This window comes from Deinococcus humi (assembly GCF_014201875.1).
GTDB classification, from domain to species: Bacteria; Deinococcota; Deinococci; order Deinococcales; family Deinococcaceae; genus Deinococcus; species Deinococcus humi.
The window spans coordinates 1-26,138 of record NZ_JACHFL010000031.1; the positions used below are offsets into that span (position 1 = coordinate 1).

The window sequence follows — 26,138 nt, forward strand, 5'->3', positions numbered from 1 at the left end:
GGACGTCCCGACGCTTCGTACAGCGGCGGCGGCATCATGATGGGTGACGGTTGCGGTTCGGGCTACACCGAGGCGACGAACAACACCGTGCTGGAAACCAGCAACTACGGCATCGCCGTGGCGGGCGGTCACCACCAGAGCGTCAAGGGCAACACCATCCTGGCGCTGGGCAAACTGAGTGATGGCACGCTGCTGGACGCCGACAGCGACGCGGGCTTCTACCTGCGCAACTACTGCTCGACGCCCAACGACACCAGCACAGTGGTGGCCGAGGGCAACACGGTGGGCTGGACGGTGCCGAGCAGCAGCAATCCCAACTCCCGCTGGGACTGGTCGGTCAATGCCGGGGCGGAACGCAACAACACCCGTGTCCAGGATCAGAAACGCGCCGTCGATCCGCAACTGCTGGCCCAGGCCATCACCGCCTGGGAAGGCCGCGCCCGAGCTGCGGGGATGGTCACTGGCCCACGCTGATCCCCCGTCCTCACTCGGAAAAGCCCCTTCCATTCTGGAAGGGGCTTTCTCATGCTTCCCTCTCGGTAGAGCCTTGATCTGGCAATGCAGAAAATTTTGTCCATTGTCTCCGTACTCCCGGACCCGAAAGTCAGAAACAATCATTTAAACGGCATATAGGGCATCGCCTGCGAGTCAGCCTTCTTGGGATGCGTAGCCGAACCGCGGTATGCCAAGCAAATTCGAGAGGTCTACGCAAACCAGTTCGTTCGGCGCTCAGAAACGTCACGCCTGCCAAACAGAGCAACTCAGTCCTTCTGCCGAGTTCAGCGGGCTCTCGCTTTTCGCCGACTCACGCTCTTGAAGTCCGAGTACTTCACCTCCTGCCTGATCCTGAGTCCCGGGGCCGGTCTTCAATCCGCCCCACGCTGCACACTGCTGCAGGCCGATGATCTGTACGATAACAGAGGTCCTCCCGTTCTCCTCTGCCGCCACGCCCTTGTTGATTTCTTGAGAGCCCAATACTGGTGCTTAAGGATGAGGGGGTGCACCCGGTCCTGGCGCCCTAACGCGGAGTTGTCAGGTAACCTTAAGGTAAAATGAAGGTCACCCTCTCCTCCTTTTCACATGCCGTACCTCCCCTGATGACGGAACGACTGTTCAATCGCCTCGCATCTCCGGGCACCCCTTCGTCCATCCAGGATGAGCAACACGTTCGCACGCCAGATCCATCCACACTCCCCACCCATCCGACATGGGCGGCGCCCGTCGTTCTGACACGCTTGACCGAAAACTTCGACTGCTCAGGCCAACGGCACCTCCGGTCCCTAGAGGCTCGCCAGCCCCATGATGTTGCCTCTTCCTGGAAAGGCTGGCCCGCTTGAGTGCCAGACCTTCAAGCCTGCCCGGCAGCGCCCGCCGTCTCCGACGTCAGTTGCGCCAGCAGTTCCTCGAGGCAGGCGTCGACGCCTCTCGCCCAGGCTTTTACGATCAACCTGCCTTTCGCCACCGGGTCAGACAGGATCCGACCCTATGGCAAGCGTATGCCCGCTACGTGTTCGCCCTGGAACCCAGCGCGGCCTACCTGCAGCGCGCCCGACTGGCCATCTACCGGACCGCCGCCTTCATCCACACGGAACTGGTGGCCGACGGTCGTCCCGGGCGCTGCCTGGAAGCCGCCACCCTGCTTTCCCGCCTGTTGGAACGGCAGGGCATCTGGAATGTCGTGGTCGCCGGGGCCTACCAGGCAGGACTCCCCAGCGGACACCGGCTGAACTTTGGACCGCTGAGCACCAATGAGCGAGTGGGATTCACGGCCCACACCTGGGTGTACGCGCCTCCTTTTGCAGTGGTGGACGTCAGCTTACAGCAGCAACCCTTGCCGGGTTGGGCCCTGCGCCAGCTTCCCCCAGTCCTCCTGCAGGAAGAAGGCGAGCCTGGTGTCTTGCAAGGGCCGGAGTTCTTCAGCGCGGCGGGTCAACGGTTGTTTGAACAACGCCACGGGCGCCCTCCAACGGTTGAGGATGTTGTGACGCTCGCCCCTGAAATTGGAGTGGCGTTGGATCTGTTTCCACCACTGACTTTTCAGCACGAGCAGGTTGAATTTCTGTACATCCCGTTGACCCCCCGGGTGCTCGACGGGGCGTTTGACGAAACGACAACGTTTCGGCTCAACGGCAAGGCGCCGGTGACCCTCCAACGCCAGTTCCTGGCACAATCCGGCCACAGCCTCGCCCACTCTTGACCGCTGATGGCCTAAGCTTTGCCTGAGGGACCTTGCACCACTCGTGGGGCTTTTGGCTGGCTCAGAAGGTCCTGGCAATGCTGGGCTTCAATGGGTCTTGCTCGTGTGTTACTGCCAGACGTTTATCTGGGCGATGATCAGGGAATTCTTATCTCCTTTTGCCGCCAGCCTTCCTGACTGCCTCGGTACCCGCATGCCGTCGTTCGCGGCTCAGGCCGTGCCTGCAATCCACGAAGACGCTCAGGACTCTTCAGGCTTCTATCCAAACGCCAGGCAGACCGCGAGAGATTCCCAGGCGATCTATAGATGCTGAAGCGGGCCATTTTTGGAATGCTATGCATGTGCCAACGTCAAGCTTGTCAGAACCTCCCGATCAGGCCCTCCTCCATTGACAGCGCAATGTGTACCCAGGCTGTCAGTTTGCCATTCCCAAGTGAACCGGGAGTGCCTTCAGGCCGCGCAGCACGAGTTGGGGCCGCCATTCCAGGCGCTCGGGGGCGATGTCCAGGCGCAAGTGCGGAAAGCGGGCCAGCAGGGTCGCCAGGGCAACTTGCACTTCCAGGCGAGCCAATGGTGCGCCGACGCAGTAGTGCGCTCCCAATCCGAAGGCCAGGTGGCCGGTGGTGTTGCGGCCCAAATCCAGCTCGTCCGGACGAGGGAACTGCTCGGGATCGCGGTTGGCCGAAGCCAGGACAGCGAAGACCAGTTCGCCACGCGGGATGGTCACGCCGTTGACCTCCACATCGGCTGAGGCGTAGCGTTCCGTGGCAAGTTCTACTGGGCTGGCGTAGCGGGCCAACTCCTCGACAGCGGGCCGGATCAGCCCAGGGGCAGCCTGCAGCTGTTCAAGCTGCTCCGGGTGGCGCAGAAGTTCCAGCACGCCATTGCCGGTCAGGTTCACGGTCGTCTCGTGCCCGGCAATCAGCAGAATGAAGACCATTGCGATGAGCTCATCCTCGCTCAGACAGTCACCGGCGTCGTCGGCCTGCACCAGTGCAGTCAGCAGGTCGTCCTGCGGGTCATCGCGCTTGCGGCGGATCAAGCGGCGCACATAGCGGAACATGGTCAGGATTGCCCCGATGCCACGCACCGTGCCGACGATCCCGGCTCCCGAACCCGTGACGGTCAGCGCCTGCTGCGTCCAGTGGTGGAACTGGCCCCGGTCACCGGCGGGAATACCCAGGATATCGCTGATCACCGTGACGGGCAGTGGCAGAGCCAGGCTGGCAATCAGGTCGACGCGCGGGCCACGCCCGATCATGTCGTCCAGCAATGCGTCTGTGGTTGCTTGAATGCGCCCACGCATGGCCTCGACCCGGCGTGGCGTGAAAGCCTGATGGACCAGCCTGCGCAGCCGCGCGTGATCCTCGCCATCCACGTCGAGCATACTGCGTTCCAGCGCTTGCATGATTTTCAGGCCAGGCAGGCTGGGCATCAGGCCCCGGCTGCCCACCGTGTGACGATCCTTGACGAATCGCGAGTCGCGCAGGGTAGCGGCGACGTCGGCATGGCGTGTAATCAGGCACGCCGGACGCCGCTGGACGTAGGTGCGGAACACCGGGGACCGCTCGCGCAAATGCGCCCAGTACGGGTAGGGGTTGCGTTTGAATTCCGGGTGGCTCAGATCGACCTGGGCGGGAGAGGTGGACAGACTCCGGGTGCTCATGGCGTATCTCCTTCGATGCCGTGCAGCATCAGGTCACTCACGACGTCCGGGATCTCATCCCAGCGGGCGGTCAGGGTATCGTCACCCAACTGGCGCAGCACCAACAGGCCCAGCACCTGCGCCGCGAAGGCCCGCACAACCAGTTCCACACGTTCCGGGCGGATGCGTCCCTCGCTGGCCCAGCGCGCGAACACCCGTTCCCCCAGCACCGTGGTGGGACCAAGCAGTTGCCGGGCATAGGCGGCCCGCAGCTCGGCATTGGTGAGCAGTTCGGCCAGGATTACGCCCAAGGCGTCGCCGGCAGCCTGCGTAAAGGTCTCCAGCCGCTGACGCACATAACGCTGCGTGAAGGAGTCCAACGTCTCGTGATCGGCAGCCGCGAAGTCGGCCTCGCGCTGCCCAGTGTCATTCATCGTATCAAGGAGGGCCAGCAGGATAGTCTGCTTGTTCTGGAAGTGGTTGTACAGGGTGCCGCTGGCCAGTCCGGCCTCGCGCGCGATCTCTGCGATCGTCGCGCCGTGGAAACCTTTGCGGGCAAAGACCGTCACGGCAGCGCGCAGAATGGCTGCGCGCCGTTCCGGATCAAAGGCAGGCCGGGGCGCAGCTCGCCCCCGGGAAGCAGGCTTGGCCGACGACTCTTCTGAATGATTGCTCATTCACTCATTATCATACTTTCACTCGGGAAGTCAAGAAATTGTTCTGGCAACTTTACGAAGGCAGGCCGAAATTCAGAGCCGGTGACCGAAGAGCTGGGTTACCCGCTGCATGGTCTCATGCTAGACATGCAGTGGGCCCTGCGCTGGCCTCATTCTTTCCAGAAACTCAGGTGCCGGTGGCCTGATGCAGATTGTTCATTCAGGCATTAAGACTCAGCAGTCCTCGGTAAGCTTCAATCGCCTCCATACAAGCTGACTGTTACTGGCAATATTCAAGGCCGAATCAATTTGGCCAGGGCTTCTGCACGTTTCAGGTCAGTTAGCGGACCGCTAGACGCCTCTTGGGGGTCCAGAGGGTAAGTGTAAACGGGCTTGCCCAGACGCTTGAGCATGTCGTCTGTCGCGTTGCGGGGCACCAACTTGCCGTCTTTCCGAACCCGCAGAATGATGATCCGGTCTGTCTTGAGCTTCAGCAGTTCCTCAGCGCTCAATTGCTTAAAACTGATGTTCGGATCGATCCCTTCGGGCGTATTGAGGGTCAGTCCCAACGTCGTGAGGTTGCGACTGAAAGAAAAGCCGCGACCCAGGACCATGACGGACTGAGGCTCATACATGTAGAGCAGAGTCGTTTGTGGGGCCGCCTTGCTCAGGGTGGACAATTGCCCTTTCAGCGTCATGATGCGGGCGTCGTATGTTTTCAGGTAACGTTGCGCCTGGGCTGTCTTGCCGGACAAGCGTCCGAGGTCACTGAGCGCGGTGCGCCAGGGAATCTGATCATAGTCGTAGGCCAGGGTGGGCGCCAATTTCCCCACCGTGCGGTAGGTGCTCTGATCGTCGTCACCGCCGTCCATCAGGATCAGGTCTGGCTTGAGGGCCGCGAGAAGCTCCAAGGAAGGCGTATTGTAACTGCCCACAAACACCGCATTCTGAAGGCTACTTTTGGCGAGCGTAGTCAGGGCCTGCGGGGGCTGACCGAGACGACCTTGAACGCGCCCCGACCCAAAGCCAACTGCCTTGAGACTCAGGACACTGAGCAATTCTGCCTGTTCTTCGCTGAGGGTGACAATCCTTGTGGGCGCTTCAGGAAAGCTGGCCGTCCCTAAACTGTGTTTGACGATCAGCGGATAGGTGCCCGCCGCAAGAGCACCGGAAGTGAGCAGGGCAGTGAACAGCAAGCGGCGAAGCGACTTCATAAGTTGATCGTAAATTAATCCGATCAGTTAAGTCAAGTTTAGTCGGAGTCCGTTGAAACTGACCAACACGTCCCCGGGGAGGCAGAGTTGTCTTCATGACTGAGACTGGACTAGCAGACCAAGGGCCGTGAAGGCGCAGGTTACAGGAGCCATCCAAGCAACACCGGCCCTGGCAAATTCCTGAGGGAGTTTCCCAGGAGGTCACCAGGATGACGAGCGACAATCGCAATCACGGTGGCGGCCACCACAGCGAACGTGGCTTTACGGTGAAGGATGACGAGCGACAGCGCGAGATCGCTTTAGAATGCGGACGCGCGGCCCACGAAAGCGGCAACGCTCACGAGTTCGCCGGCGAAGAAGCTCGTAAAGCGGGGCGGAAGGGCGGTGAAGCTTGCGGCGGCAACTAGGTTGGCAACAGCCAGCAGCCTGCCGAAGCCGGGCGTCAGAGTCACAAGAACGACTAAGGTGGGATTGCTCAGAAGGAGACAGGTGAGGTCCATAACGACGGGGGCGATAAAGCCCCCCTACTTCGCCTCATCCAGTAAACGCAGCATCCCCGAAGGGAGGCGACCACCTTCGAAAAAACGGACGCACGAGCGGGCGCAACGTTGGCACCGAGATCGGTTCGAGACCGGTCACTCGCACTCCTGAAGCACCTTTCCGGTGTCTCTCTTTTTGCGACGAGAAGACGCAGGCCACCGTGGCAGAAGAAGTGAGGCGAGATCTTAAAAGTTTTCGCCCTCGCCTTACACCCGCTGGTAACCCTACCTTGTCGCTGTGGGTAAGGCAGTGTATTCCAGAGATGTGCGATCCCAGTGGGCCAGTTCCGCTGCCGCTTCATAGGTGCTCTGCAAGAAGCTCAGGAGCGTTGCATCCGGGTCCGCCGCCGTGCGCACCGCTTCGTAGGGCAACACGAATTCGCCCAGCGCCGGGTGATAGGTAGCGGCTTCCGGACCTACCTGGGCCGTTTTGAATCCAGGCGGCTCTGGATAGGCATACGAGTAAAAAGCGGCTTCGCCCAGCCCTGTGCCGGGCCAGAACCCTGCGCTCGACAGCTCGTGGGAGTACGCCTCTTCCATCACCCAATCCGCACAGTGGGGAGCGCCGCCAGGATGCGTTGGGGCTGTTCGCCCAGAGAAGCGGGTCACTGCCAGATCAAACGCTCCCCAGAAAAAATGCACCGGGCTGACTTTGCCGCCGAATCTCGCCCGGAACACAGTGAACACCCGGTGGACACTCAGCATGGCCTGCCAGTAGCGCTCCACGGCTTCAGGGTGATAGGCCGCGTGCAGCCTATCTTCGGGGAAGAGCAAGATAGGATCAGGCAGCTCAACTGGGCTGGGCCAGATGGTGACGCTGAGGCCGAGTGCCTCCAGGGTTTCCATCAGTGTCTGATAGAAGGCTGCGACGCTCATGGGTTCGAGCGCGAAGGACCGATCCTCCCCAGTCGCCGTTACCACCAGGAGACGGTGACGGCAAAAATCGAACTCGATCTCGAAGGCTCCGCGCGGGTGGTGCATCAGGCCGGTGGTCAGGCCACGGGCGCTGGGCAGCAACGTGACGTGCCAGGAATGGTTGGTCCAGGGGGCCAAAGCCAGGCGAATCTTGCCCACGATCTGAGTCCATAGATGCAAGGTCTCCAGGGTGTCTTGCCAAGGAGCAAGCGGCAAGGGCGGCCAGGGGTCATGGATTGTCGTCATATCTGCTCCAGCATAGGCGCTGGTTGGACCCTCCTCTGCCGCTTCTCCCAGCCGGATCTCGAATAGAATCCAGATGCGCCGCACAGCCTAGTCGATGAAGCTTCCAGGCCCTGACCGTGACGTGGTCGCGTTGCTGATCACAGACCTTATGGGCTTCGTGCTGCCTGTGGGCGCGCCCCAGCTTTGACTCTGCAGCTATGTCAGTAGGCTGGAGGCGGCGAGGAAAGGGCTGACGGAGCGTTGTGGCCCCAGAGACGGGATCCTCCAGCGCTGATTCAATGCCTTCCAGAATGAGATCAAGGGGGCAGGGAAAGGCATCGGGGTAACAGCCATGCTCCCAAAGGCCTTAATCATGGGTCACGGTTTGATCCGTGCTGGTCTGCAGCTGGCACACCTGACGTGCCCAGGCAGCCAGAGCGACAAATAATCCGTGGACGAAGGCCCGCGTGGGATCGTTGATGGGCTGGTGCTTGACGGCAAGTTTACCGATGTGATGGCAGTAATCACCTCAAGCTCAGGCAAGTTCGAGCGTTGAAAAATATCAGGCCTATGCCGGAGCTACGTCTGTGAGCGGGCCGTATCTTACATGGACGGTGTGGCCCCAGGCTCCTATGATCGCCACCTGCAATCCACCAGTGCCGACAGGAGGGCCCGTCAACGTAGGGCTTCTGCGAGAAACGAGCCAAATCTCATGCACCTCTTGCGCAACGTCTCGTCAGTGATCTGCCTGGCCGCCCTGATGCCACAGTGCTTGAACATTCCGCCTGCTCAGAGGCGACAGTGCAGCAGTCCGATCGGGTGGTAAGTAAGCGTATAGGAAGGCGGCAACGCTATAGTCTGACGGAGATCACGGACAATCAATTGAGCTTATTTTCCTTAAAGGTAGGATGACCTCACTCCGCCTTCATGAACTTGATTTGCCGCTCGAGGGTAAGACGCCTGAAAGGTGCGTTTCCTCAATATTAAACAAATGTCTGAGATGCCGTTGCTCCCGCTCAAATGTGTGCAAGGGCGTCAGGAGAGTTTGAAGAGCACGCAGCAATACCATCTCCACTTTCCAGTTGTCAATCTCACCTTCCAGCCTGTTGGTAGAGCGCTTGAGCGCCTCACAAACGCCCTTGCCCTTTCCGACGAGCCTTGGTGCTGCCTGGATACCTCACACTTTGTCCGACCTTTGCCCTCACCCCAAGCTCCACCGGTTTATCGGCGACATCTCTTGACGCAGGAGGCTGGGGAGTGAATGCTTCACATCCAATTTCCCATTCAATGACCCGGACTGCCCGTTCCAAAGACGTCGCACATGCACAGCAGCTCCGGCTCCAGCGAACCTACTTGGGTGTGGCTACACATGTGGGAGGTACCCTCATCGTCGTCGCCTGTTTTGCTACAGGCATGCTTACGATCATGCCGCTGGTGCACTACCTGGTGGGGATCACGGTTGTTTGTGGAACGTTCGTGCTGCTGATTCTGACCAACGTCAATCTGCATTTCAGAGACCCGAGCATGACTGCTGCCCAGGTCATCCTGACCATGTGGCCGGCTGGCTACGTCATGTTTCATGTTTCCGAGCCCCAAGCACGGGTCCCTTTTTTGCTGATGGGTGCTGTTGGAGTTTTATTTGGGATGTTCGCCCTGGATTTCCGCCGAATGCTGCTCGTCTGTGGGGGCGTGCTCGTCTCATATGTCACTGTGGTCGTTGCCCTGGTTATATGGGCTCCCGCGCGCGTCGATCTTCGCATTGAGGTTGTTTCTGCATTTGCGTTCGCAGTGGTGCTGCTCCTCATCGCCTACATTGGCAGCTACATGGCAGCCCTGCGGCGAACCGTACAGGACCGAAATACGCGACTGCAGGAAGTCAATATCCATCTAGAGCAGGCCCTGGAGGAATTGCACGATCTCGCCACCCGAGATCACCTGACACGCTTGCCAAACCGGCGATCTGCCCTGGAGCGTTTGACCAAGGAAACGACTTCCAATAAGACGGCGCTCCCCAACGACAGCGTGATCTGCGTCGGCCTGATGGACATTGACCACTTCAAGCGGGTCAATGACACTTACGGGCATCATGTTGGCGACCGAGTGTTGTGTGCAGTGGCCAATGCGCTGCAGGAAACGGTACGGCAAGACGATTTCGTGGGCCGTTATGGCGGTGAGGAATTTCTCCTCATCTTCACTGCACCGACGACAGCCGCAGCGCATAGGGCTGCAGAACGTGTCCGACAGGCGGTGTCCATGCTCCAGATAGAGGGCTTGCCCCCAGAATATCGCGTCACGGCCTCGCTTGGTCTGACCTTCTATCAGACCGGCGAAACCCTAGAAGCCAACCTCGAGCGCACGGATACAGCACTCTACGAAGCCAAGCAGCAAGGACGGAACTGTACGGTTGTTAGCGGCTCTTTTTGACCATTCCAGAAGAGCGCCGCCTGCATCACAGCAACGTACCATGGCCCAAGTTGGGTGTGTCAACGTCGTTTCTGACAAGTGGTTGGGGGAGGTGGCCAGGAGGTGAGCGCTCAGATTCTGCCCAGCTGCCGATTTGCCTCTATTTTCGGTGACGTCGCTCTAGTTGCCTTACCGACCCACTTCCGGCACCCATCAAGGTCGAAGGCCCCTTGATAGAACGGGGCGCCGCCAATACCTGTGATCGTGAACCATCCAGGAGACCACTCCTCTACGAGTCCATTTGAATCTTATGCCTCAAACTTAATGAGCTACCCGGTCATGGCTTGTGTCATCTGGAACCCAGCCGAAATGCAGATAAACGTTGGCAGAGCTCGTAGCTGATTCTGACGGGACCTCAAACACCAAGCCGGACTGGACTTCCTCTGGCATGAACAACGAAAAGTGAGGTCACCGTCACCTTAATACATGCCCGTCTCGCGATTCTCCCTACACTGGTGAAGGTCTGCTCGCCATTTTTCGGAAGCCGACAATAGATCTACTTCTCTGACCAATGATTTTGTCCAATCCCAAGACCAAGTCATCCGGCGGATGAAATGAGGCCAGGGTAAATCAGCTTTCATTTACCAGCTAACTTCTGACAGTGGGCAGCTCAGGGGTGGGCGCTTAAGCTTTGTGCAGTTCCACAGTTCCGTTCTTCTAAACAAAGTCTTGCAGCGGTGCGGGTCACCGCCTGAGATCAGGAAGAGACTGTCGGACTTCGCCCCAGCACCCTTTTCGTTGCGGAAAGGCGCGCGGTCTTCCCCAGGAGGCTCTACCATGACCACTACCATCAAGACCTTCGGACTCGGGTATCTGTTGCTGGGGGCACTCATCCTCACTTCCTGCGGATCGCAGGGCGGCACAGCGGGGACTCCACCTGCGCCAGCCGCCGGTGCGGAACAGGGCAAAACGACTGAGCCGACGGTGGCCGAGCAGATCGCCGCGTTTGCCCTGCGCCCCGAATTGCAAGACGCCGACAGTCAGGCCATCCTCAAGGAGCATGCCAATGATCCACTGCTGCTCCAGGGCCTGAAAGAAGCGTATGGATTGCCGAACGAGGGACTGAATGCAGAAGCGTTGGCTCTCCAGGCAGGTCAGCCGGGCCTGAGTGTCCAGGCCACGGGTAAGGCGGGTTATGCCCAGAGTGTGGCCTGGGGTAGCATCAGTCACTACGCCGCAGAGCGGCGCTCGCCCAACTACAGCGGCCTGAACTGGAATTACGACGGCTGCAGCGCTCCAAAGGGGTTGGGGCTGGGCTACAGCGACTTTTTCCGCAGCGCCTGCAACGTGCATGACTTCGGTTATCGCAACCTGCCCATACTCATCTCTATCCCTTACTGGCCCTACAACAAGGCCAGAACGGACTCAGCTTTCCTGAGCAACATGCGGGGGCTGTGCAACTCGAAGAGCTGGTATGCCCGCCCCGGCTGTTACGCTGCGGCGCAGGCGTACTATGAAGTGGTAAGCAGCGCGTTTGGATGGACCAAGTGGCATCGCTAACCAAAACCGCGTAGGCCGAGAGGCGAGATCAGAACCTCATCGTTCTGACCTCGCCTCTCGCTTTGAACCGGGTACAGATCTGTCAGGTCAATGGGCGCACCCCGCTTAGACTACAGGTCAATCCACCCCTAATTCGTACGCTCGCCTCGTGCAGCTTCCGGCCATGCCCTCTGCCCTTCTCCTCTGCCGAGGCCACCCCCATGACTATTCCGGTTCCTCCTGCGATTTCCCCGTCCGATTCGCCGCCCGTCTCTGCGGGGCGCACCGGTCTGCACTGGCGTCCGTTTCGCCAGAGCCTGCTGACCTGGGCCACGCGGGTCGGCGCCGACCAATCTCTCGCAGAAGTACGCGGGGCCATTCGCTGGACTGGGTTGCTGCTATGGCTGGCGTTGCTGCTGCATTCGCTGCTGGCTCCCCCCAGCCGAGAGGGGTTGACCCAGGGGGAGCTCTTGCCCTGGATGATGGTCATGCTGGGCTTCATCACCGTGTTCCTGACGGCGACTTCCATGCCTGATCAGCAGCGGTGGCAGCGACTGGTGCTGTGTCTGGCAGCCCTGGAGACGGTGCTGGCGCTGGTGGGCAACGAATTGCTGGACGGCAACAGTGTCCTGGCAGGATTGCTGCTGGTGATTGCGGCCCAGGTGGCGGTGATCCTTCCGGTGCGCTGGATGCTGGTGTGGGTGGCGGCCCAGACCGTGGGGCTGATAACTATCTATTTGACTTACTGGAATGCCCCGGACGCGTGGTCCTACGGCACCGGCTACCTGTGTTTTCAACTGTTCGCCATGACCACGGCGCAGACGGCCGTGCGTGAGGTTCGCGCGCGGCGTCAGCTGGCGGTAGTGGTCGACGAACTGCGCGCCACCCGCGCTCTGCTCGCCGACGCCAGCCGTCAGGCCGAGCGCCTCCAGATCTCGCGCGAGTTGCATGATCTGATGGGTCACCATCTGACCGCGCTGGGCATGAACCTGCAAGTGGCCTTACATCTGCTGCCCCCTGGTCCGGCCCGCCCGCATGTGGAGCAGGCAGGGGAATTGTCCCGCACCCTGCTGAGCGATGTCCGGACTGCTGTGCGCGGCATGCGGGAAGCAGCCCCCTGCAATGTCCGGGCCGAGATCGAGGCGCTGGCCCGTGTGGCGCCGCTCCCGGTCCACCTGAGCTTCTCGCCAGACTTCAGCGTGCCGTGTCCAGTGCGGTCTCAGGTGTTGCTGCGGACGGTCCAGGAAGGCCTGACCAACGCCATGCGGCACGCAGGGGCACGGCAGGTATGGCTGGATTTCGCCTGTGGGTCTGTCCCACATGGTGCGGGCCGCCAGCTCACCCTCCACGCCCGCGACGATGGGCATGGAACCCTCAAACTCCAGCCTGGCTGCGGCCTGAGCGGCATGCGTGAGCGCCTGGACAGCGTGGGCGGCACGCTGGAGGTGCGGGCGCATCCTGGTCAACCACTGGAACTGCTGGTGTCCTTGCCGCTGCCCAGCGCAGTCCCGGCAGAGGGTTCGGTGTTAATCAGCGGGCCGACTACTGGTGCCCAAGGAGAAAAGTCATGATCCGGATCTGCATCGTAGAAGACCAGACGCTGGTGCGCCAGGGCCTGTGCAGCATGCTGGCGCTGGCCGGAGACATGACTGTAGTGGCCGAGGCCGAAAACGGCGAGCAGGCTCTGACCACCGTGCCGGACACGCGGCCAGACGTGTTGCTGCTGGATTATCGGATGCCCCGACTGGATGGCCTGGGGGTATTGCGTGCACTCTCGGCCACCTCGCAGACGCAGGGCGTCCCCCTGGTTCCTACCCTGATCCTGACCACCTTCGATGATGACGAATTGCTGCTGTCTGCGGTCAAGCTGGGAGCAAAGGGGTACCTCCTCAAGGATGTGGCACTGCCCGTACTGCTGGAGGCCATTCGTACAGTCGCGGCCGGGGGACGCTGGCTGCAACCCACCCTGACCGATCAGGTGCAGCGAGGCGTGGAGGAACGGTGCCTGGGCAGAGAGGCGTCCGGGGACGGATCCATCACTCTGACCACCCGGGAACAGGAGGTCTTGCGTCTGATGGCGGGCGGCTTCAGCAATCGCGAAATCGCCGGACTGACCACCACCACCGAGGGAACGGTCAAGGGTTACGTCTCCAACATTCTGTCGAAAATGGGGGTTCGTGACCGCACCCGCGCGGTTCTTAAAGCAGTCGAGTACCGCCTGGTGTAAGGCAGGAGCCGGCAAGGCCAGATCGAGGCCGGTACCACCTCCAGTTTGGGATGGCTGGCCCCTCCCGGTGACTTTTCACGGCACGCCATAGCCCATGGTTGGCCCTCCAGACAGACAAGCAGACCTCAATTCAGAGGCTTTCCAGAACCCTTCCCCTGTTACGGGTGACGCAGCGCGTCAGTGATCAGGGGAGTGAATTTTATGTTCCTCTGCTGCAGGTCTCCTCACCTGGATGCCGCGCTCCAAAAAATTCATGGCTGTCCTCTGGGCGAAAGGAAAGTCCTGAAACAGTTATGGGGCGTATTCGACATGGCCCACAGAGCATCAGGGGCGCTGTGATTTTCGGTCAGGCGCACCCCACCGGCCCATATGACTTGAGTTGCCACAACTGTATGGGAAATTCCCAAAGAATGATGGCCGACTCAAAATTTGCAATTGCTTATCATGCGGTGTCACAGCGGGCAAATCACGACAGGAGGCACTTCATGCTTGACGCCACAATGCGTCGCCACCGAGAATTTTTACTGGCACACACCACAGGTCAGAAGTTATTCGTTCTGCTCAATCTCCTGCCAGATCAGCAGGCCAGGCAAGCGCGGCCCAATCTGTCAGTGGCGTTCGTGGTTGACACTTCCGGCTCCATGCGCGAAGTCGTGACTGAGCCGACGGAGCACACGGGGCAGACCACGATGGTCGACGGTCAGCGATACGAAGTCGTGCGCGGTGGCCGAAACAAGTTGCAATTGGTCACCGAGGCGTTGCGCGGCATCATCACCTCGGATCTGATCCAGCCGCAAGACCGCCTCGCCCTGGTCAAGTTCGATGATCTGGCCCAAATTCTCGTCCCTTTCACGGCAGCGGCTGACCGGGCCGTCCTGCTCAAGGCCACCGATCAACTGGACTGGTACTCGGGCGGAACCCAGATGGGCGCAGGCATGAAAGCGGGCGCGAAGGTTCTCGAAACCGAATCTGGCAGCCGCCGGATGGTGCTCCTCACCGACGGCCAGGCCTTTGACTCAGCCGTGGTGCAGGAGCAGGCTGGCGTGCTCGCCGATATGCAGGTGTCGGTGACCACCATCGGCGTTGGCGACGACGTGAATACCGAGCTGCTGACGGAGATCACTGACCGCACGCAGGGACAGCCCATTGACGTGGTGCCTGATAATCAACATCCCCAATTTCCTGCGGTGCGAGCCTCTGATCTTCCGGCGGCGCTGCTGGGCGATCTCAAGCAGGCGGCCAACGAAGTCGTGACCAACGTGGCCCTGACCGTGCGCGCGATTAAAGACGTGGTCCTGGAGCGCGTGACCCGTGTGCAGCCCACCCAGACCGAGGTGACCAACACCGGCGGCCCACTGCTCATCGGCAATGTCGAGGCCGGAACAGGCGCAACCTACATTCTGGAATTCACCCTGCCAGAGCGTCCGGCGGCCCGGATGCGGCTGGCTCAACTGGGACTGACCTACGAGGTGCCCGGCGCAAATTACCGGGGCGAGTTGCCACCTCTTGACGTCGTGGTGGAATTTACCGGTGACGAAACGATGGCGGCGCGGGTGGATGCAGAAGTGATGCAGTGGGTCCAACAACGCAATATTGAGGGTCTGGTGGCGCAGGCAAGCCGGGAAGCTCAAAGCAACCCCGAGCAGGCCGCCAGGACCCTGGAACAGGCCCGGAACATGACTCAGCGCCTGGGCAATGGCGCTATGACCCAGGTGCTCGACCGGGCCATCGGTGAACTGGGCAGCAGCAAGACCATCAGCCTCGGTACCGCCAAGACCATGCGGTTGGGTGCGAAGACGCAGACCCTCAAGGCGGGGAGCGGCGCAGATGGCCGACCCACCGACGAGGAAATTCGCAGGCTGACCGGAGCTTAAGGCAGTGAATTGCCCAGTCTGCGGCGCTGCGGTTCAGGCTGGCGAGACGGTCTGCCACATCTGCGGTGCACCGCTGACCTCTTCAGGACTGGTGGCCCTCCCCGCCGGCACGGCACTGATGGGCGGTCAGTACGTCCTGAACAGGGTGCTGGGACAGGGCGGTTTCGGCATTACCTACGCCGGGCAGGACACCCGGCTGGGCCTCAAAGTGGCCATCAAAGAACTGTTTCTGGACGGATCATCGCGGCGTGGCAAAGCCGTGGTTGCGCCCAGCAACATCAGCATCGCCGAGTACCAGGCCACCAAAACAGGCTTCTTGGACGAAGCGAAAATACTCGCCAGCTTCAACGATCCCGGGATCGTGAAGGTGATGAACTACTTCGAGGAAAACAGCACCGCTTATCTGGTCATGGAATTTCTGGAGGGCAGCACCCTGGGCGGCCTGATTGAGAAACGCGGCCCCATGCCCCCCGACGTGGTGCTGGAAGTGGCCCGTTCGGTGGCCAGAACCCTGGAGCTGATCCATCAGCGTGGGCTGCTGCACCGTGACATCAAACCCGACAATATTTTTTTCAATCAGACTGGCCGCATCGTGTTGATCGACTTCGGTTCCGTGCGGTCTTTCGTCACGGGCAAGACGCAGAGCCACACCCGTTTGGTCACGCCGGGCTACGCGCCGCTGGAACAGTACGGCAATTCCGGGCGATTCGGGCCATACACCGATATTTACGCGCTGGGGGCCACCCTGTTGCACGCCCTGACCGGACACATGCCGCCGCCCGCCACCGATCTCATGCTGGGCACCCCCCTCCCACCCATGCCCGACTCGACCTTGCCGGGGTTGCGACGCGCCGTGACCCAGGCGATGGCCCTGCGCGTCGAAGACCGTCCCCAGAGCGCACAGGCACTGCTGGCCATCCTGGTCACGCCAACGTCAAAGTCAGCGGTCCCCGTTCCGACTCCCTCCACTCCGCCCGCACCTGTCCCACGGCAAGCCGCGCCCAGCTCTCCAGCCCCCCGTCCCTCCGTGCCTCCGTCTCCACCTCCCCGGGCGGCTGCACCAAGACCGGGTCCCGTTCCGGTACAGCCGCCCAGGGGAGCGCCGAAACCCACACCCAGGGTTGTGCCCCCAGCCCCTGCCGCTGCTCCCTCCAAACCTGCCCCAACCCCTCTTCCGGTGCCTCCGAGCGCCACCCCGAAACCACCACCTGGACCTGCCCAGCCACCTGTTTCCACGCCCAGTGCGGCTCCGCCGTCGCCAAGTCTACCTGCCGGGAAAACTCGGGCGCCGGTGTCGCGCACCATCGTGATCGTGTGGAGCAGCCTGCTGGGCGCAGGAGTTGCCGCCACGTCGCTGCCGGAGTACCTGGCAACCCCAGTCCAGACGAGCCAGTTTGCGCTGGCCGCCGTAATAGGCGCAGGTGTGGGCGCACTGGCTGGCGCGCTGCTGTGGTTTGCCCTGCCGCTGGCTCTGCCTGCCGCGGCGGCGGCAGCGGCGTACTTCTATACCCAGGCGGAGGGCTACCACTGGCCCACCGTCGTCAGCGCCAGCGTGGCGGCCGCAAGCCTGTCCATCCTTCTGCTGATCCTCATTCGCCGTATCTAGTTCTCATTCCCCGGAGGAACCACCATGACCATTCTTTGTCAAGTCTGCGGCACCCCCAATCCCGAAGGCACCACCTATTGCGAAGGTTGCGGCGTAGAGCTGTCGGCCGCCGCCGAGTCCCAGCCCACCGCAGCGCCTGAAATCCTTCCCCAGGAGATGCCGCAGGAAACGTTGCCGCAGGCAGCCTCAACCGGAGCTGAAGATGTGGCTGGTGCTTCGGAGATTGTGGCGACAACGCAGATGGAAGCTCCCGTGTCTGGTCCAGAGGTCAATGCGGAGGTCATGTCACCGCCCGAATCTGCTCCTGGAGACGTCACGCCGCTCGAAGCCTCGTCCATCGAAGCCTCGTCTGAAGTGCCTGAGTCTGAAGGGGAAGTCTCCGGAGCCTCTGTCCCGGCTTCTGCCGCACCCATGGCCGAACTGTCCTCGGACGCCCCAGTCTCCACCGGAGAAGCCAGGCTCGGCATCAAGAAATTTGGGGCACCCACCGGGGAATTTATTCCGCTGCAAGGTGAGCGTCTGGTGGTGGGGCGCTTCGACGCGTCCAGTGGCCCGGTGGACATTGACTTGAGCGGCCTGGGTGGACAGGAGCATATTTCGCGCCGCCACGCCGAGCTGTACCGCGAACAGGGTAGATGGGCAGTGCGTGACCTTGGCTCTACCAACGGCGTCTATGTCAAACGCAAGGGCGAAACGAGCTTCTCGCCCCGTCTTCAGGAACCCACCTCACTGGCGGACGGCGACGAGTTGGCTTTTGGCAACCTGATGCTGACCTTCCATCAGGGCTGAGATGACCCGTCCTGACGATCTGCCGCATGAGTCGGCCGCCGAGCCACTCCCGCCCACTGCAACCCAGCCGCCCGAGCCGACTCCAACGTTGGCGCTGCCCCTAGAGTCCATGTCGCCCAGTACGGAAACGTTGGAGTCTGTGGCTACTGAGCAAGACGAGGCTGGACAGTTGGACGTGGACTACGCCTTCCCCGCTCCGTCAGAAGGAGGCGATGGAGACGGCGGAACTGCTGATGCCCCCACCGCTGAAGGTTCAGAAGGCCTGGAAGCCCCGGAAAGTCCTGGGCGTCTCCTAGACTCTGATGCTGATGAGACGCCAGATGACAGCTCTATCGAACTGGAGCAGCCAGATGGTGGGGACGGCCCAGCCAGTTCACAGCATTCCGCACCCGCGGACCATGATGCGGAGACCGCCATTGCTCCCATGGATGAGCCGGTCGATGACCCACCGCCAGACAGGGCAGAACTGCTCCTAGAGCCGGAAGGTGGGCTGGAAACTGCACCCGCAGCGGAGCCCACTGAGTTTTCCGGCCTTGTCACCGGCGAGCTGGAGGAAGAAACGTATGCCCCGACGGTCGCCCTGCAAGGTCCGCGGGCAGGCGAGGTGGTCAGCGGCTACCAGCTCAATCAGGACCTGGGGCGCGGCTGGTTCAGTGCCAATGCACTGGGCGCTGGCCCCAGCGTGGACGTGTATGTGCGGCCCAGTCCGTTGTGGGCGGACTTGCGGCCCCACCGGCTGCTGCCCAAATTCACTCCAGTGGGTGAGCTGTGGGTGCTGGCCCCCACGGAGGGCACGCCGCTGACCCTGCCGCTTGATGCCGCCACAGCGCGGGCGCACGTGACCGAATTGGCCCGCTTGCTGTTCGCGCTCGAGAAACAGGGATACGCCGTCACCGACCTTAATCCGCTCAGCGTTCAACAGACCCGCGAGGGGTTGAAATTGAGCAGGCCGCCGCAAGTGGCGCGGCTGGGCGAAGCGGCTCAGCCCACCCTGCGCGACGGTTTCACGCCGCCTGAAGTGCAAGAAGGGCAGGTGGCACAGGCAAAAAGCGGAGTGTATTTGCTGGGCGCCTTGTTTTTCCTGTGGCTGACAGGGCGCCCTCTCCCCCCCGAAGGGGCGTCGTCCATCGTGCTGGCAGGCATTGCCGCGTCGGGGGTGCCGCAACTGCTCAATGGGATGCTGGCTCCTTTGCCGCAGCGCCTGACACCAACCGAACTGCTGGCTGCCCTCAAAACGGCGGCCGCCACACTCCCGGTCTACCAGTTGGCAGCGGCCACCGACATCGGCCTGAACCCCGACCGGCCCACCAATGAGGACTCGTACGGGTTCTCGTGGCAGCAGACTGGGCAGCACGGCGGCGGCGAAGTGCTCCTGCGGGCCGTCGTATCCGACGGGATGGGCGGCATGGCGGCAGGTGAAGTGGCCAGCCAGGCAGCAGTGCGGGCTTTTCTGGCTTCGGCGGCACCTGCGTTGGAAGCGCAGGTCTGGGAGGCCAATGCGGCGGTGCTGACCGACATGCAGGGCCGGGACGGCGGCTGCACGCTCACCGGCGTCGAGATCCGCGGCACGCAGTTGCAGCTGGGACATGTGGGTGACACCCGCGCTTACTTGGCCCAGGACGGCGCTGTGCAGCAGCTCAGCAAAGACCATTCCTACGTCGCCGCCATGGTTGCCAGCGGTCAGATGACGCCCGAAGATGCCCAGGTCAGCCCGGAGCGCAATAAGGTGTTGCGTTCACTGGGCAGCTTGCGGGCCGCCCAGGACAATTACGTTCAGGTCCTCCCAGCGCCGCTGGAGTTGCCTGTGAGCAGCCGCATTCTCCTCGTCTCGGATGGGGTCTGGGGTGAGGTACCACCCGCCACGCTGCACGACATTCTGCTCCATGAGCCCTCGCTCCAGACCATCGTCGACCGTCTGATCGCGCTGAGTCTGGAGTCGGGCGCACCGGACAACGCGACGGCCCTGGTCATTGAACGGGTGAGGTAACCAACGGCAATGGTCTGGTGAGGGTTATGCACCTTCCTGGGACGTGAGTGGGAAGCCTCCGAACATGGGCGTGAGCCATGTCGAGACCAGTGGGGTTCAAGGGAGAGTGACGCGTGCCGGGTTGGTGACCGCTACACTCCGGGCATGAGCGGCGGCCCGGACCGGCGCGCAGCGTGGCGGGTTGCGCTGGGCGATGTGATCTACAACTCAGACACCCGCGCGGGCCGCACCTTTGACCTCGCCCTAATCGCAGCCATCCTTCTGAGCGTGCTCGCGGTCATGTTGGACAGTGTGGCGGGCTTCCGGGCACGTCACGCCCCGGCGCTGCGGGCGCTGGAGTGGGGCCTGACGCTGCTGTTCACGGCCGAATACCTGGTGCGCCTCGTCAGCGCGCGCCGGGCAACGCATTACGCCCGCAGCTTCTTCGGGGCAGTAGACCTGCTCTCGATCCTGCCAGCGTATCTGGCCCTGGTCGTGCCCGGCGCACAGTACCTGCTGATCGTCAGGGTGCTGCGCTTGCTGCGGATCTTCCGGGTCCTCAAGCTGGTGCGTTACCTCTCCGAGGCCAGCGTGCTGACCCAGGCGCTGCGCGCGAGCCTGGCCAAGATCGTCGTGTTTTTGGCCGTGGTGCTGACGCTGGTGGTGATCATCGGCACCCTGATGTACGTGGTGGAAGGTCCCCCCAATGGCTTCACCAGCATTCCGACGAGTATTTATTGGGCCATCGTCACGCTGACCACCGTGGGTTACGGTGACATCGCACCAAAGACCGGGCTAGGCAAGGCCCTGGCCTCGCTGGCAATGATTCTGGGGTACGGCATCATCGCCGTGCCCACCGGCATCGTCACGGTGGGGCTGACGCAGGCCCAGGCGGGACAGCGGCAGGTGGAGGTGAACGGGAGCACTGGGCGCAGTTGCCCGAGGTGTGGACTGGCAGCGCATCAGGCCGACGCCCGGTTCTGCCGGCGATGTGGAGAGGCGCTGTCCGAAGAATTGGCGTCTGGAACAGCCTGAACACTGTCCTGGTCCTTAACTTGATGGGCATGGCTGCGCCGCCTCGACTGGGGCATTCTGATGACGGAGGAGGTGCTGTCCCACTGACCTGGCCGTTCAGCTGGGAATCCCGCAGCCAGAACTACCGTGCTCGGGGTCTGGTGCCCACACTGCGGTGGAACCAACGAGGCAAACTGGCCCACCCGGGTCTGGTGCGAACCGGGTGAATGGTGCGCAGGTGCGCCGTCCTGTTGAGTGGTCTCCGAAACCTGCGCTCGACCACCAGACACACTATTTCCAATCGCTGGGGCGTCATCTCTTCGACGTTTCAAGTGCGTTGCTCTTTCCCGTATTTTAGAGTGCACAGCATGACCCGGCCAGTCCTCACCGCTTGTGTAGAGCTCTGGCTAACCCGCCGTTCACGCTGGTTCAGGAGGCTTCCGTGACGCTCTTTCAAACGCAGCTCAGTGCAGAGGATACACAATGACCACAGTTGCCGCACAACCGGACGTCCGCGGTTCACGGCGCAGTGGCCTGCTGCTGGGCGTCGCTTTCATGGCAGGGCTGGATGAGATCGTCTTTCATCAGGTGCTCGGCTGGCACCATTTCTATGACCATTCCACATCCGCAATCGGGCTGCTCAGCGATGGCCTTCTGCACGCTGCTGAACTCATGGCCATCGTGGCGGGCATCTTTCTTCTGGCAGACCTTCTGCGGGCGCGGACCTTTGCCACCGCGTTCTTTTGGGCCGGCCTCTTTCTGGGGCTGGGCAGCTTTCAACTTTTTGATGGCCTGATCAATCACAAGGTTTTTCAACTGCATCAGATTCGCTACAACGTCATGCTCCCGCCCTATGACGTCGTGTGGAACGTTGTGGGTTTCCTTCTTCTGGTGATTGGCGCCGGAATGTATCGCCGCGCCAGTCAAACCACACTGTCCCCCTGATGCATTCTGGACACCCTACAGTCACCGTCACCCAGCAAGACGCCTTTTCGTGGCTTGTGTGGCTCCTTCTCCTTGTGGTGGGGGCGGGTTACGGAGCGATGGCTGGGCGCCAACTGAGACAGGGCCGAGTCTGGCGATGGTCTCGAACATGCTTTTTCACGCTTGGGCTTGCTCTCCTGGCCTGGGTGTTCTCCCCTGCCGTGAATAGCCTTGCTCACGCTGACCTACAAGCACATATGCTGCAGCACCTGATGTCGGGCATGTTCGCACCCCTGCTGCTGGCCCTGGGCTGGCCCCTGACACTGCTGTTACGCAACGTGCCCGTGCTCATGGCACGGCGGTTGATCCGATGGTTACACGCGCCACCCCTTAGCCTGATCGCTTTGCCAGTCAGCGCCTTGCTGCTCAACGTGGGCGGCTTATACCTGCTCTACCTGACACAGCTGTATCGTCTGACGCTGGAACACCCGGCGATCCATGCGGTGGTGGCCTTTCATGTGGTGTCGGCTGGTCTTCTGTATACAGTGGTTCTCGCCGGGATCGAACCTGTTTCTACCCGTACATCCTTTCGGACTCGGGTGGTTGTCTTGCTGCTGGGATCCGCCGGCCATGCCACGCTCGCTAAGGTGCTGTACGCAGGACACGGGGCGCTGGGAACAGCTGGCACTGTCCCACAACTCCAACCGGCTGCCCAGTTGATGTATTACGGGGGCGATCTGGCAGAACTGCTGCTGTTTGTCGTGGTCTTTCAGGGCTGGTTCCGACAGCGTGAACAGGCACGGCAGCGAACGCAGCAAATCGTGCTTCCCTGAGCGGATCCTGACAATCCAACGGCAAGAAGCTGATTGCCGGCGACTGAATACGCGCCCCACCGTTAGCGCTTCCCTCTGAGCAAGTGTCAGGGTCAGACCCCCTGCCACCAACGTGGGACACGATTCATGATGTGATACTGCGCCACAGGAAATCCACTCCGCCCCGGTCCTGACGCAAGAGTGTCGTCTACTCGGCCCACAGCAGACGAAGGACAGGAGAGCCTGAACATCAAACCACCCCTACCCTACCTGTGAGTCAAGTCTGGACTGCTTAATTTCTGATTGTTTCGACGGATCGTGGTGGGGCTGCTGGAGCGGTGAGTGGTCAATCGCGACACGTCAGCGGTAATCATCTGGTTTAAGGCAACGCAACCTTCGATCCTTTCGAAGATTCATAGAGGCCGATCAACGGCCGAGCTCCTGGGCAAACATGTCACGTACGGTCAGTGGGGGGCGTCCCAGCAGTTGCTCAAGGGTAGGGTGGACAGTAGCAAACTCGCCCGCGCGGCTTGCCCGATACATACCGAGCATCATATTCACGGCGCCTGTCGGTGTGCCCCGCGCTGCCATCCTGGCGCCGAACTCCTCATCGGAAATGACCCGGCGCTGGATGGGACGGCCCAGTACCTCAGAAGCGGCAGCAGCAAGCTCAGCGAAGTCGAGCGCCTGCGACGCAGTGAGCGGCGGTGTCGGCCCGTCAAATCGGCCAGCGTCAGCAAGAATTACCGCGGCCGCTTCAGCCAGATCAGCATGGGTCGTCCAAGCAATTTTACCGTCTGCCGGTGTTTCGAGCAGACCAGTGTCGGGTGAATCGCCCAGGAAGTTTAGAGCGCTTGAGGCGTAGAAGCCGTTGCGCAGGGCCGTCCAGTCCAGACCGGACTGATCCAGCATGTCCTCGGTAGCGGCGTGATCGAGCGCAGGAGGGAACGCCGAGGACGCGCCCGCAGCCATCTGGCTGGTGTAAACGATCCGCGCCGCATCAGCGTTGCGCGCCGCCTCGATGGCCACGCGGTGCTGACTGAGGGGGTCACCCCCGTAAGCCCGTGCATTCGAGGACACCAGGAGCACCTGGGTGGCGCCCTCGAATGCACGGGTGAGGCTGGCCGGGTCACGGTAATCACCCTGACGGACCCGTACCCCAAGAGCCTGCAGGTCGGCGGCTTTCTCGGGGTCGCGGACGCTGGCACCGACCTGGGCGACTGGAAGGCGGGCGACGAGCTTCTCGATGATGGCGCGGCCCAGTTGGCCGGTAGCTCCTGTGACGACAATCATTCGGTTCTCCAATGTATGCAAGTGCTCTGGTTTTTCAGGAACGATCCGCGCTCTGCAGAATCAATGAAAACCCAGTCAGGGATTTTCTCAAGGGGAGTCAGGCTTGTGCCGTTCAGTCAGCAGGTTGTTTTGTGGTCGAAGGTGCAGCGCACGCAGCGTGGGATGGGTCCGGCTTTCAAATTCGTTACCCACTCCCGCTTGCCTGCATCATTTCCTGTGGGTCAACGGCCATTGGCCGCTTGGCACCGCCTACATCTCTCGCCGGGAACTGCCGATGCCGCCGAGTTGCGCCAGCGCCTCTTCCGGCAGGATGAGGTTGGCAGCGGCGACGTTCTCACGCAGATGCTCAGGCGAGGAGGTGCCGGGAATCAGCAGGAGATTGGGGGAACGCTGAAGCAACCACGCCAGAGCTACCTGCATGGGCGTCGCGCCCAACAGCTGAGCAACGTTTGACAGGGCGTCAGACTGCAGCGGAGAGAACCCGCCCAGCGGAAAGTAGGGCACGTAGGCGACGCCCTGCTGGGCAAGATCATCGAGAAAAGCGTCGTCGTCCCGTTGCGCCAGGTTGTACATGTTCTGAACACACACGATCTCGCTGATGGACCGCGCCTCCGCGAATTGCCTGGGGGTAACGTTGCTTACACCGATGTGGCGGATCAGCCCTTGTGCTTTGAGGTCAGCCAGAGCCGCCAGCGGCCCTGCGATGGACCCCTCCGACGGTCCGTGCGCGTCGCCCATGACCCTGAAGTTCACGACATCGAGCGCGTCCAGTCCGAGGTTCTCAAGGTTATCGTGAACTGCCCGCGTCAGCTCCTCGTGTGACATGGCAGGCACCCAGGATCCGTCCGCAGGACGGCGGGCTCCAACTTTCGTGACGATCACCAGATCGTCCGGATATGGGTGTAAAGCCTCCCGGATGATCTGATTGGTGATGTGGGGGCCGTAGAAGTCGCTGGTGTCGATATGGTTGATTCCCAGCGAGACAGCCTCGCGCAGGACGGCTACGGCGGTATGCCAGTCACGCGGCGGGCCGAAGACGCCGGGGCCGGCGAGTTGCATGGCTCCGTAGCCCACCCGCCTGACGGTGCGGTCACCGAGCGTGAAGGTGCTGGGATAGCGAGCGGAATAAATGGTCATGGGTGAACCTCCAGTGAACTTGGGGCGCCGTTCTCTCTGCTGTGACGAGCCTGCCAGTCGCGCAGGCTCGTCACTCAACCTCCAGCCGGATGTCACGGACGTCGGGTATCCGCAAGACGCTGCTTACACTGATAACGTAAACGAGTAACCAGTGATATGTCAAGCTGCTAACACAGACGTGTTACCATCACTTCATGTTAGCCGTCGCCCCTTTACCCCCACGGGAACGGATCCTCCAGGCCACCCTGGCCCTGCTCGAAAGCGAGGGCGTGGAAGCCATCTCCACCCGCGCAGTCAGTGCCGCCGCCGCTGTACAGCCACCGACCATCTACCGCCAGTTTGGCGACATGCAGGGTCTGCTGAACGCTGTGGCAAGCTCTGGATTCGCGTCCTATCTCCAGGCAAAGGCGGCGCACGTGGGGACCGGGGATCCCGTCGGAGAATTGCGGGAGGGCTGGGACCGGCACGTGGAGTTTGGGCTGACCCATCCGCATCTGTACACCCTGATGTACGCCAGGCTCCAGCCCGGCGAGCAATCCCCCGCCGCCCTGGAGGCCGCCGCCATGCTGTCGGCCCTGATGGGCCGGGTAGCGGAGGCAGGACGACTCGCGGTGGGCGTGGAGCGGGCCGCCGCCATGGTTCACGCCTCAGCGGTGGGCGTAACCCTGACCCTGCTTGGCGCTCAAGAGCAGGACGGGGGGTTGGCGAATCAGATGCGTGAGGCCGTACTGGGCGCCATCCTTACGCCCGATGGAGAGACCGCCGTGGACTCCACCCATCAGGAAGCTGCGACCCACGCCATTGCATTGATTGCCTTGCTTCCCAAACGCCCAGCCCCATTCAGCGAGGCGGAACGAGCACTCCTTCTGGAATGGCTGACGCGCTTGATCTAGCCGCGAAGATGACTGTGGTGCCTGGGTTTGACTCCCAGGATGCGACGCGCCCCCGGTTCCAACAGGATCAGGTCCGTTGGAAGGAAGGTACGGCTGCGGCTCTGAAGCTGCTTGTGGTCCGTCTCCCCCACCCGATTGGATGGCATTGCACCCTAATTCGCAGCTCAAGCGGGATCTAAGTAGATCGCGAATAAGAAGTAGAATTAGGGATGGGTCGTCCCGCACGACAGATCGAGATCAGCGAAGCCGCCGACCAACAGCTCCATGCAC

20 protein-coding genes and 1 pseudogene are annotated in these 26,138 nt (G+C 61.7%); 15 read left to right on the forward strand and 6 right to left on the reverse strand.

The window, feature by feature from the left end:
• A pseudogene (locus tag HNQ08_RS25645) lies at positions 1 to 474 on the forward strand (hypothetical protein); the annotation flags it as partial.
• Between the two features lie 859 nt (positions 475 to 1,333).
• Positions 1,334 to 2,197, forward strand: coding sequence for a hypothetical protein (locus HNQ08_RS25650; protein WP_184138073.1), 864 nt, complete (start codon positions 1,334 to 1,336; stop codon positions 2,195 to 2,197).
• Positions 2,198 to 2,612: 415 nt separating this feature from the next.
• Here the strand turns inward: HNQ08_RS25650 and HNQ08_RS25655 are convergent, their stop codons facing one another.
• The 3 genes from HNQ08_RS25655 to HNQ08_RS25665 form a co-directional block, all read right to left on the reverse strand.
• Positions 2,613 to 3,863, reverse strand: a complete 1,251-nt coding sequence (locus HNQ08_RS25655) for a cytochrome P450 family protein (protein WP_184138074.1) — start codon at positions 3,861 to 3,863, stop codon at positions 2,613 to 2,615.
• The gene (locus HNQ08_RS25660; RefSeq protein ID WP_184138075.1) at positions 3,860 to 4,519 is read right to left on the reverse strand and encodes a TetR/AcrR family transcriptional regulator; all 660 of its coding nucleotides are present in this window, start codon (positions 4,517 to 4,519) and stop codon (positions 3,860 to 3,862) included. The genes HNQ08_RS25655 and HNQ08_RS25660 overlap by 4 nt, the downstream gene beginning before the upstream one ends.
• 272 nt (positions 4,520 to 4,791) lie before the next feature.
• Complete coding sequence (locus tag HNQ08_RS25665) at positions 4,792 to 5,712, reverse strand: ABC transporter substrate-binding protein (RefSeq protein ID WP_184138076.1); 921 nt, start codon at positions 5,710 to 5,712, stop codon at positions 4,792 to 4,794.
• 209 nt (positions 5,713 to 5,921) lie between these two features.
• Here HNQ08_RS25665 and HNQ08_RS25670 point away from each other — a divergent pair, with 209 nt between their 5' ends.
• The gene (locus HNQ08_RS25670; RefSeq protein WP_184138077.1) at positions 5,922 to 6,119 is read left to right on the forward strand and encodes a general stress protein; all 198 of its coding nucleotides are present in this window, start codon (positions 5,922 to 5,924) and stop codon (positions 6,117 to 6,119) included.
• A 357-nt stretch (positions 6,120 to 6,476) separates the two neighbouring features.
• Here the strand turns inward: HNQ08_RS25670 and HNQ08_RS25675 are convergent, their stop codons facing one another.
• The gene (locus tag HNQ08_RS25675) at positions 6,477 to 7,412 is read right to left on the reverse strand and encodes a DUF5996 family protein (RefSeq protein WP_184138078.1); all 936 of its coding nucleotides are present in this window, start codon (positions 7,410 to 7,412) and stop codon (positions 6,477 to 6,479) included.
• Between the two features lie 1,404 nt (positions 7,413 to 8,816).
• Here HNQ08_RS25675 and HNQ08_RS25680 point away from each other — a divergent pair.
• The 11 genes from HNQ08_RS25680 (at position 8,817) to HNQ08_RS25730 (ending at position 22,566) form a co-directional block, all read left to right on the forward strand.
• Positions 8,817 to 9,815, forward strand: a complete 999-nt coding sequence (locus HNQ08_RS25680; RefSeq protein WP_229790291.1) for a GGDEF domain-containing protein — start codon at positions 8,817 to 8,819, stop codon at positions 9,813 to 9,815.
• 816 nt (positions 9,816 to 10,631) lie between these two features.
• Positions 10,632 to 11,354 (forward strand): phospholipase A2, encoded by a 723-nt coding sequence (locus HNQ08_RS25685; RefSeq protein WP_184138080.1) that lies wholly within the window; start codon positions 10,632 to 10,634, stop codon positions 11,352 to 11,354.
• Between the two features lie 200 nt (positions 11,355 to 11,554).
• Positions 11,555 to 12,904 (forward strand): sensor histidine kinase, encoded by a 1,350-nt coding sequence (locus HNQ08_RS25690; protein WP_184138081.1) that lies wholly within the window; start codon positions 11,555 to 11,557, stop codon positions 12,902 to 12,904.
• On the forward strand, positions 12,901 to 13,560 hold the full coding sequence (locus HNQ08_RS25695; RefSeq protein WP_184138082.1) for a response regulator: 660 nt from the start codon (positions 12,901 to 12,903) through the stop codon (positions 13,558 to 13,560). The genes HNQ08_RS25690 and HNQ08_RS25695 overlap by 4 nt, the downstream gene beginning before the upstream one ends.
• Positions 13,561 to 14,045: 485 nt before the next feature.
• Positions 14,046 to 15,434 carry a vWA domain-containing protein gene (locus tag HNQ08_RS25700; protein ID WP_184138083.1) on the forward strand — a complete coding sequence of 463 codons (1,389 nt, stop codon included), beginning with the start codon at positions 14,046 to 14,048 and terminating at the stop codon, positions 15,432 to 15,434.
• A 4-nt stretch (positions 15,435 to 15,438) separates the two neighbouring features.
• On the forward strand, positions 15,439 to 17,040 hold the full coding sequence (locus tag HNQ08_RS25705; RefSeq protein WP_229790290.1) for a protein kinase domain-containing protein: 1,602 nt from the start codon (positions 15,439 to 15,441) through the stop codon (positions 17,038 to 17,040).
• Between the two features lie 24 nt (positions 17,041 to 17,064).
• The gene (locus tag HNQ08_RS25710; RefSeq protein ID WP_184138084.1) at positions 17,065 to 17,829 is read left to right on the forward strand and encodes an FHA domain-containing protein; all 765 of its coding nucleotides are present in this window, start codon (positions 17,065 to 17,067) and stop codon (positions 17,827 to 17,829) included.
• Positions 17,830 to 18,253: 424 nt separating this feature from the next.
• Entirely contained in the window at positions 18,254 to 19,816 is a 1,563-nt protein-coding gene (locus HNQ08_RS25715) for a PP2C family protein-serine/threonine phosphatase (RefSeq protein WP_184138085.1), read from the forward strand.
• A gap of 144 nt (positions 19,817 to 19,960) precedes the next feature.
• On the forward strand, positions 19,961 to 20,830 hold the full coding sequence (locus tag HNQ08_RS25720; RefSeq protein WP_184138086.1) for an ion transporter: 870 nt from the start codon (positions 19,961 to 19,963) through the stop codon (positions 20,828 to 20,830).
• Between the two features lie 462 nt (positions 20,831 to 21,292).
• Positions 21,293 to 21,754 carry a DUF2243 domain-containing protein gene (locus tag HNQ08_RS25725; RefSeq protein WP_184138087.1) on the forward strand — a complete coding sequence of 154 codons (462 nt, stop codon included), beginning with the start codon at positions 21,293 to 21,295 and terminating at the stop codon, positions 21,752 to 21,754.
• Positions 21,755 to 21,852: 98 nt separating this feature from the next.
• Positions 21,853 to 22,566, forward strand: a complete 714-nt coding sequence (locus HNQ08_RS25730; protein ID WP_229790289.1) for a cytochrome c oxidase assembly protein — start codon at positions 21,853 to 21,855, stop codon at positions 22,564 to 22,566.
• A 405-nt stretch (positions 22,567 to 22,971) separates the two neighbouring features.
• Here HNQ08_RS25730 and HNQ08_RS25735 read toward each other — a convergent pair whose 3' ends face one another.
• Both HNQ08_RS25735 and HNQ08_RS25740 read right to left on the reverse strand, forming a co-directional pair.
• Positions 22,972 to 23,838 (reverse strand): SDR family oxidoreductase, encoded by an 867-nt coding sequence (locus HNQ08_RS25735; protein WP_184138089.1) that lies wholly within the window; start codon positions 23,836 to 23,838, stop codon positions 22,972 to 22,974.
• A 249-nt stretch (positions 23,839 to 24,087) separates the two neighbouring features.
• The gene (locus tag HNQ08_RS25740; RefSeq protein ID WP_184138090.1) at positions 24,088 to 24,975 is read right to left on the reverse strand and encodes an aldo/keto reductase family oxidoreductase; all 888 of its coding nucleotides are present in this window, start codon (positions 24,973 to 24,975) and stop codon (positions 24,088 to 24,090) included.
• 194 nt (positions 24,976 to 25,169) lie between these two features.
• Between HNQ08_RS25740 and HNQ08_RS25745 the strand changes: the two genes are divergently transcribed.
• A complete protein-coding gene (locus tag HNQ08_RS25745; RefSeq protein ID WP_184138091.1) occupies positions 25,170 to 25,868 on the forward strand; it encodes a TetR/AcrR family transcriptional regulator in 699 nt (232 codons plus the stop codon).
• Positions 25,869 to 26,138 lie beyond the last annotated feature (270 nt).

Bases quoted from the DNA above. Each gene is read 5' to 3' on its own strand.
- HNQ08_RS25685 (WP_184138080.1), top strand. From the start codon at position 10,632: ATGACCACTACCATCAAGACCTTCGGACTCGGGTATCTGTTGCTGGGG.
- HNQ08_RS25695 (WP_184138082.1), top strand. From the start codon at position 12,901: ATGATCCGGATCTGCATCGTAGAAGACCAGACGCTGGTGCGCCAGGGC.
- HNQ08_RS25720 (WP_184138086.1), top strand. From the start codon at position 19,961: ATGAGCGGCGGCCCGGACCGGCGCGCAGCGTGGCGGGTTGCGCTGGGC.
- HNQ08_RS25660 (WP_184138075.1), bottom strand. From the start codon at position 4,519: ATGAGCAATCATTCAGAAGAGTCGTCGGCCAAGCCTGCTTCCCGGGGG.
- HNQ08_RS25740 (WP_184138090.1), bottom strand. From the start codon at position 24,975: ATGACCATTTATTCCGCTCGCTATCCCAGCACCTTCACGCTCGGTGAC.
- HNQ08_RS25715 (WP_184138085.1), top strand. From the start codon at position 18,254: ATGGATGAGCCGGTCGATGACCCACCGCCAGACAGGGCAGAACTGCTC.
- HNQ08_RS25675 (WP_184138078.1), bottom strand. From the start codon at position 7,412: ATGACGACAATCCATGACCCCTGGCCGCCCTTGCCGCTTGCTCCTTGG.
- HNQ08_RS25725 (WP_184138087.1), top strand. From the start codon at position 21,293: ATGACCACAGTTGCCGCACAACCGGACGTCCGCGGTTCACGGCGCAGT.
- HNQ08_RS25745 (WP_184138091.1), top strand. From the start codon at position 25,170: ATGTTAGCCGTCGCCCCTTTACCCCCACGGGAACGGATCCTCCAGGCC.
- HNQ08_RS25655 (WP_184138074.1), bottom strand. From the start codon at position 3,863: ATGAGCACCCGGAGTCTGTCCACCTCTCCCGCCCAGGTCGATCTGAGC.
- HNQ08_RS25665 (WP_184138076.1), bottom strand. From the start codon at position 5,712: ATGAAGTCGCTTCGCCGCTTGCTGTTCACTGCCCTGCTCACTTCCGGT.
- HNQ08_RS25735 (WP_184138089.1), bottom strand. From the start codon at position 23,838: ATGATTGTCGTCACAGGAGCTACCGGCCAACTGGGCCGCGCCATCATC.
- HNQ08_RS25700 (WP_184138083.1), top strand. From the start codon at position 14,046: ATGCTTGACGCCACAATGCGTCGCCACCGAGAATTTTTACTGGCACAC.
- HNQ08_RS25730 (WP_229790289.1), top strand. From the start codon at position 21,853: ATGGCTGGGCGCCAACTGAGACAGGGCCGAGTCTGGCGATGGTCTCGA.
- HNQ08_RS25670 (WP_184138077.1), top strand. From the start codon at position 5,922: ATGACGAGCGACAATCGCAATCACGGTGGCGGCCACCACAGCGAACGT.
- HNQ08_RS25680 (WP_229790291.1), top strand. From the start codon at position 8,817: ATGCCGCTGGTGCACTACCTGGTGGGGATCACGGTTGTTTGTGGAACG.
- HNQ08_RS25710 (WP_184138084.1), top strand. From the start codon at position 17,065: ATGACCATTCTTTGTCAAGTCTGCGGCACCCCCAATCCCGAAGGCACC.
- HNQ08_RS25690 (WP_184138081.1), top strand. From the start codon at position 11,555: ATGACTATTCCGGTTCCTCCTGCGATTTCCCCGTCCGATTCGCCGCCC.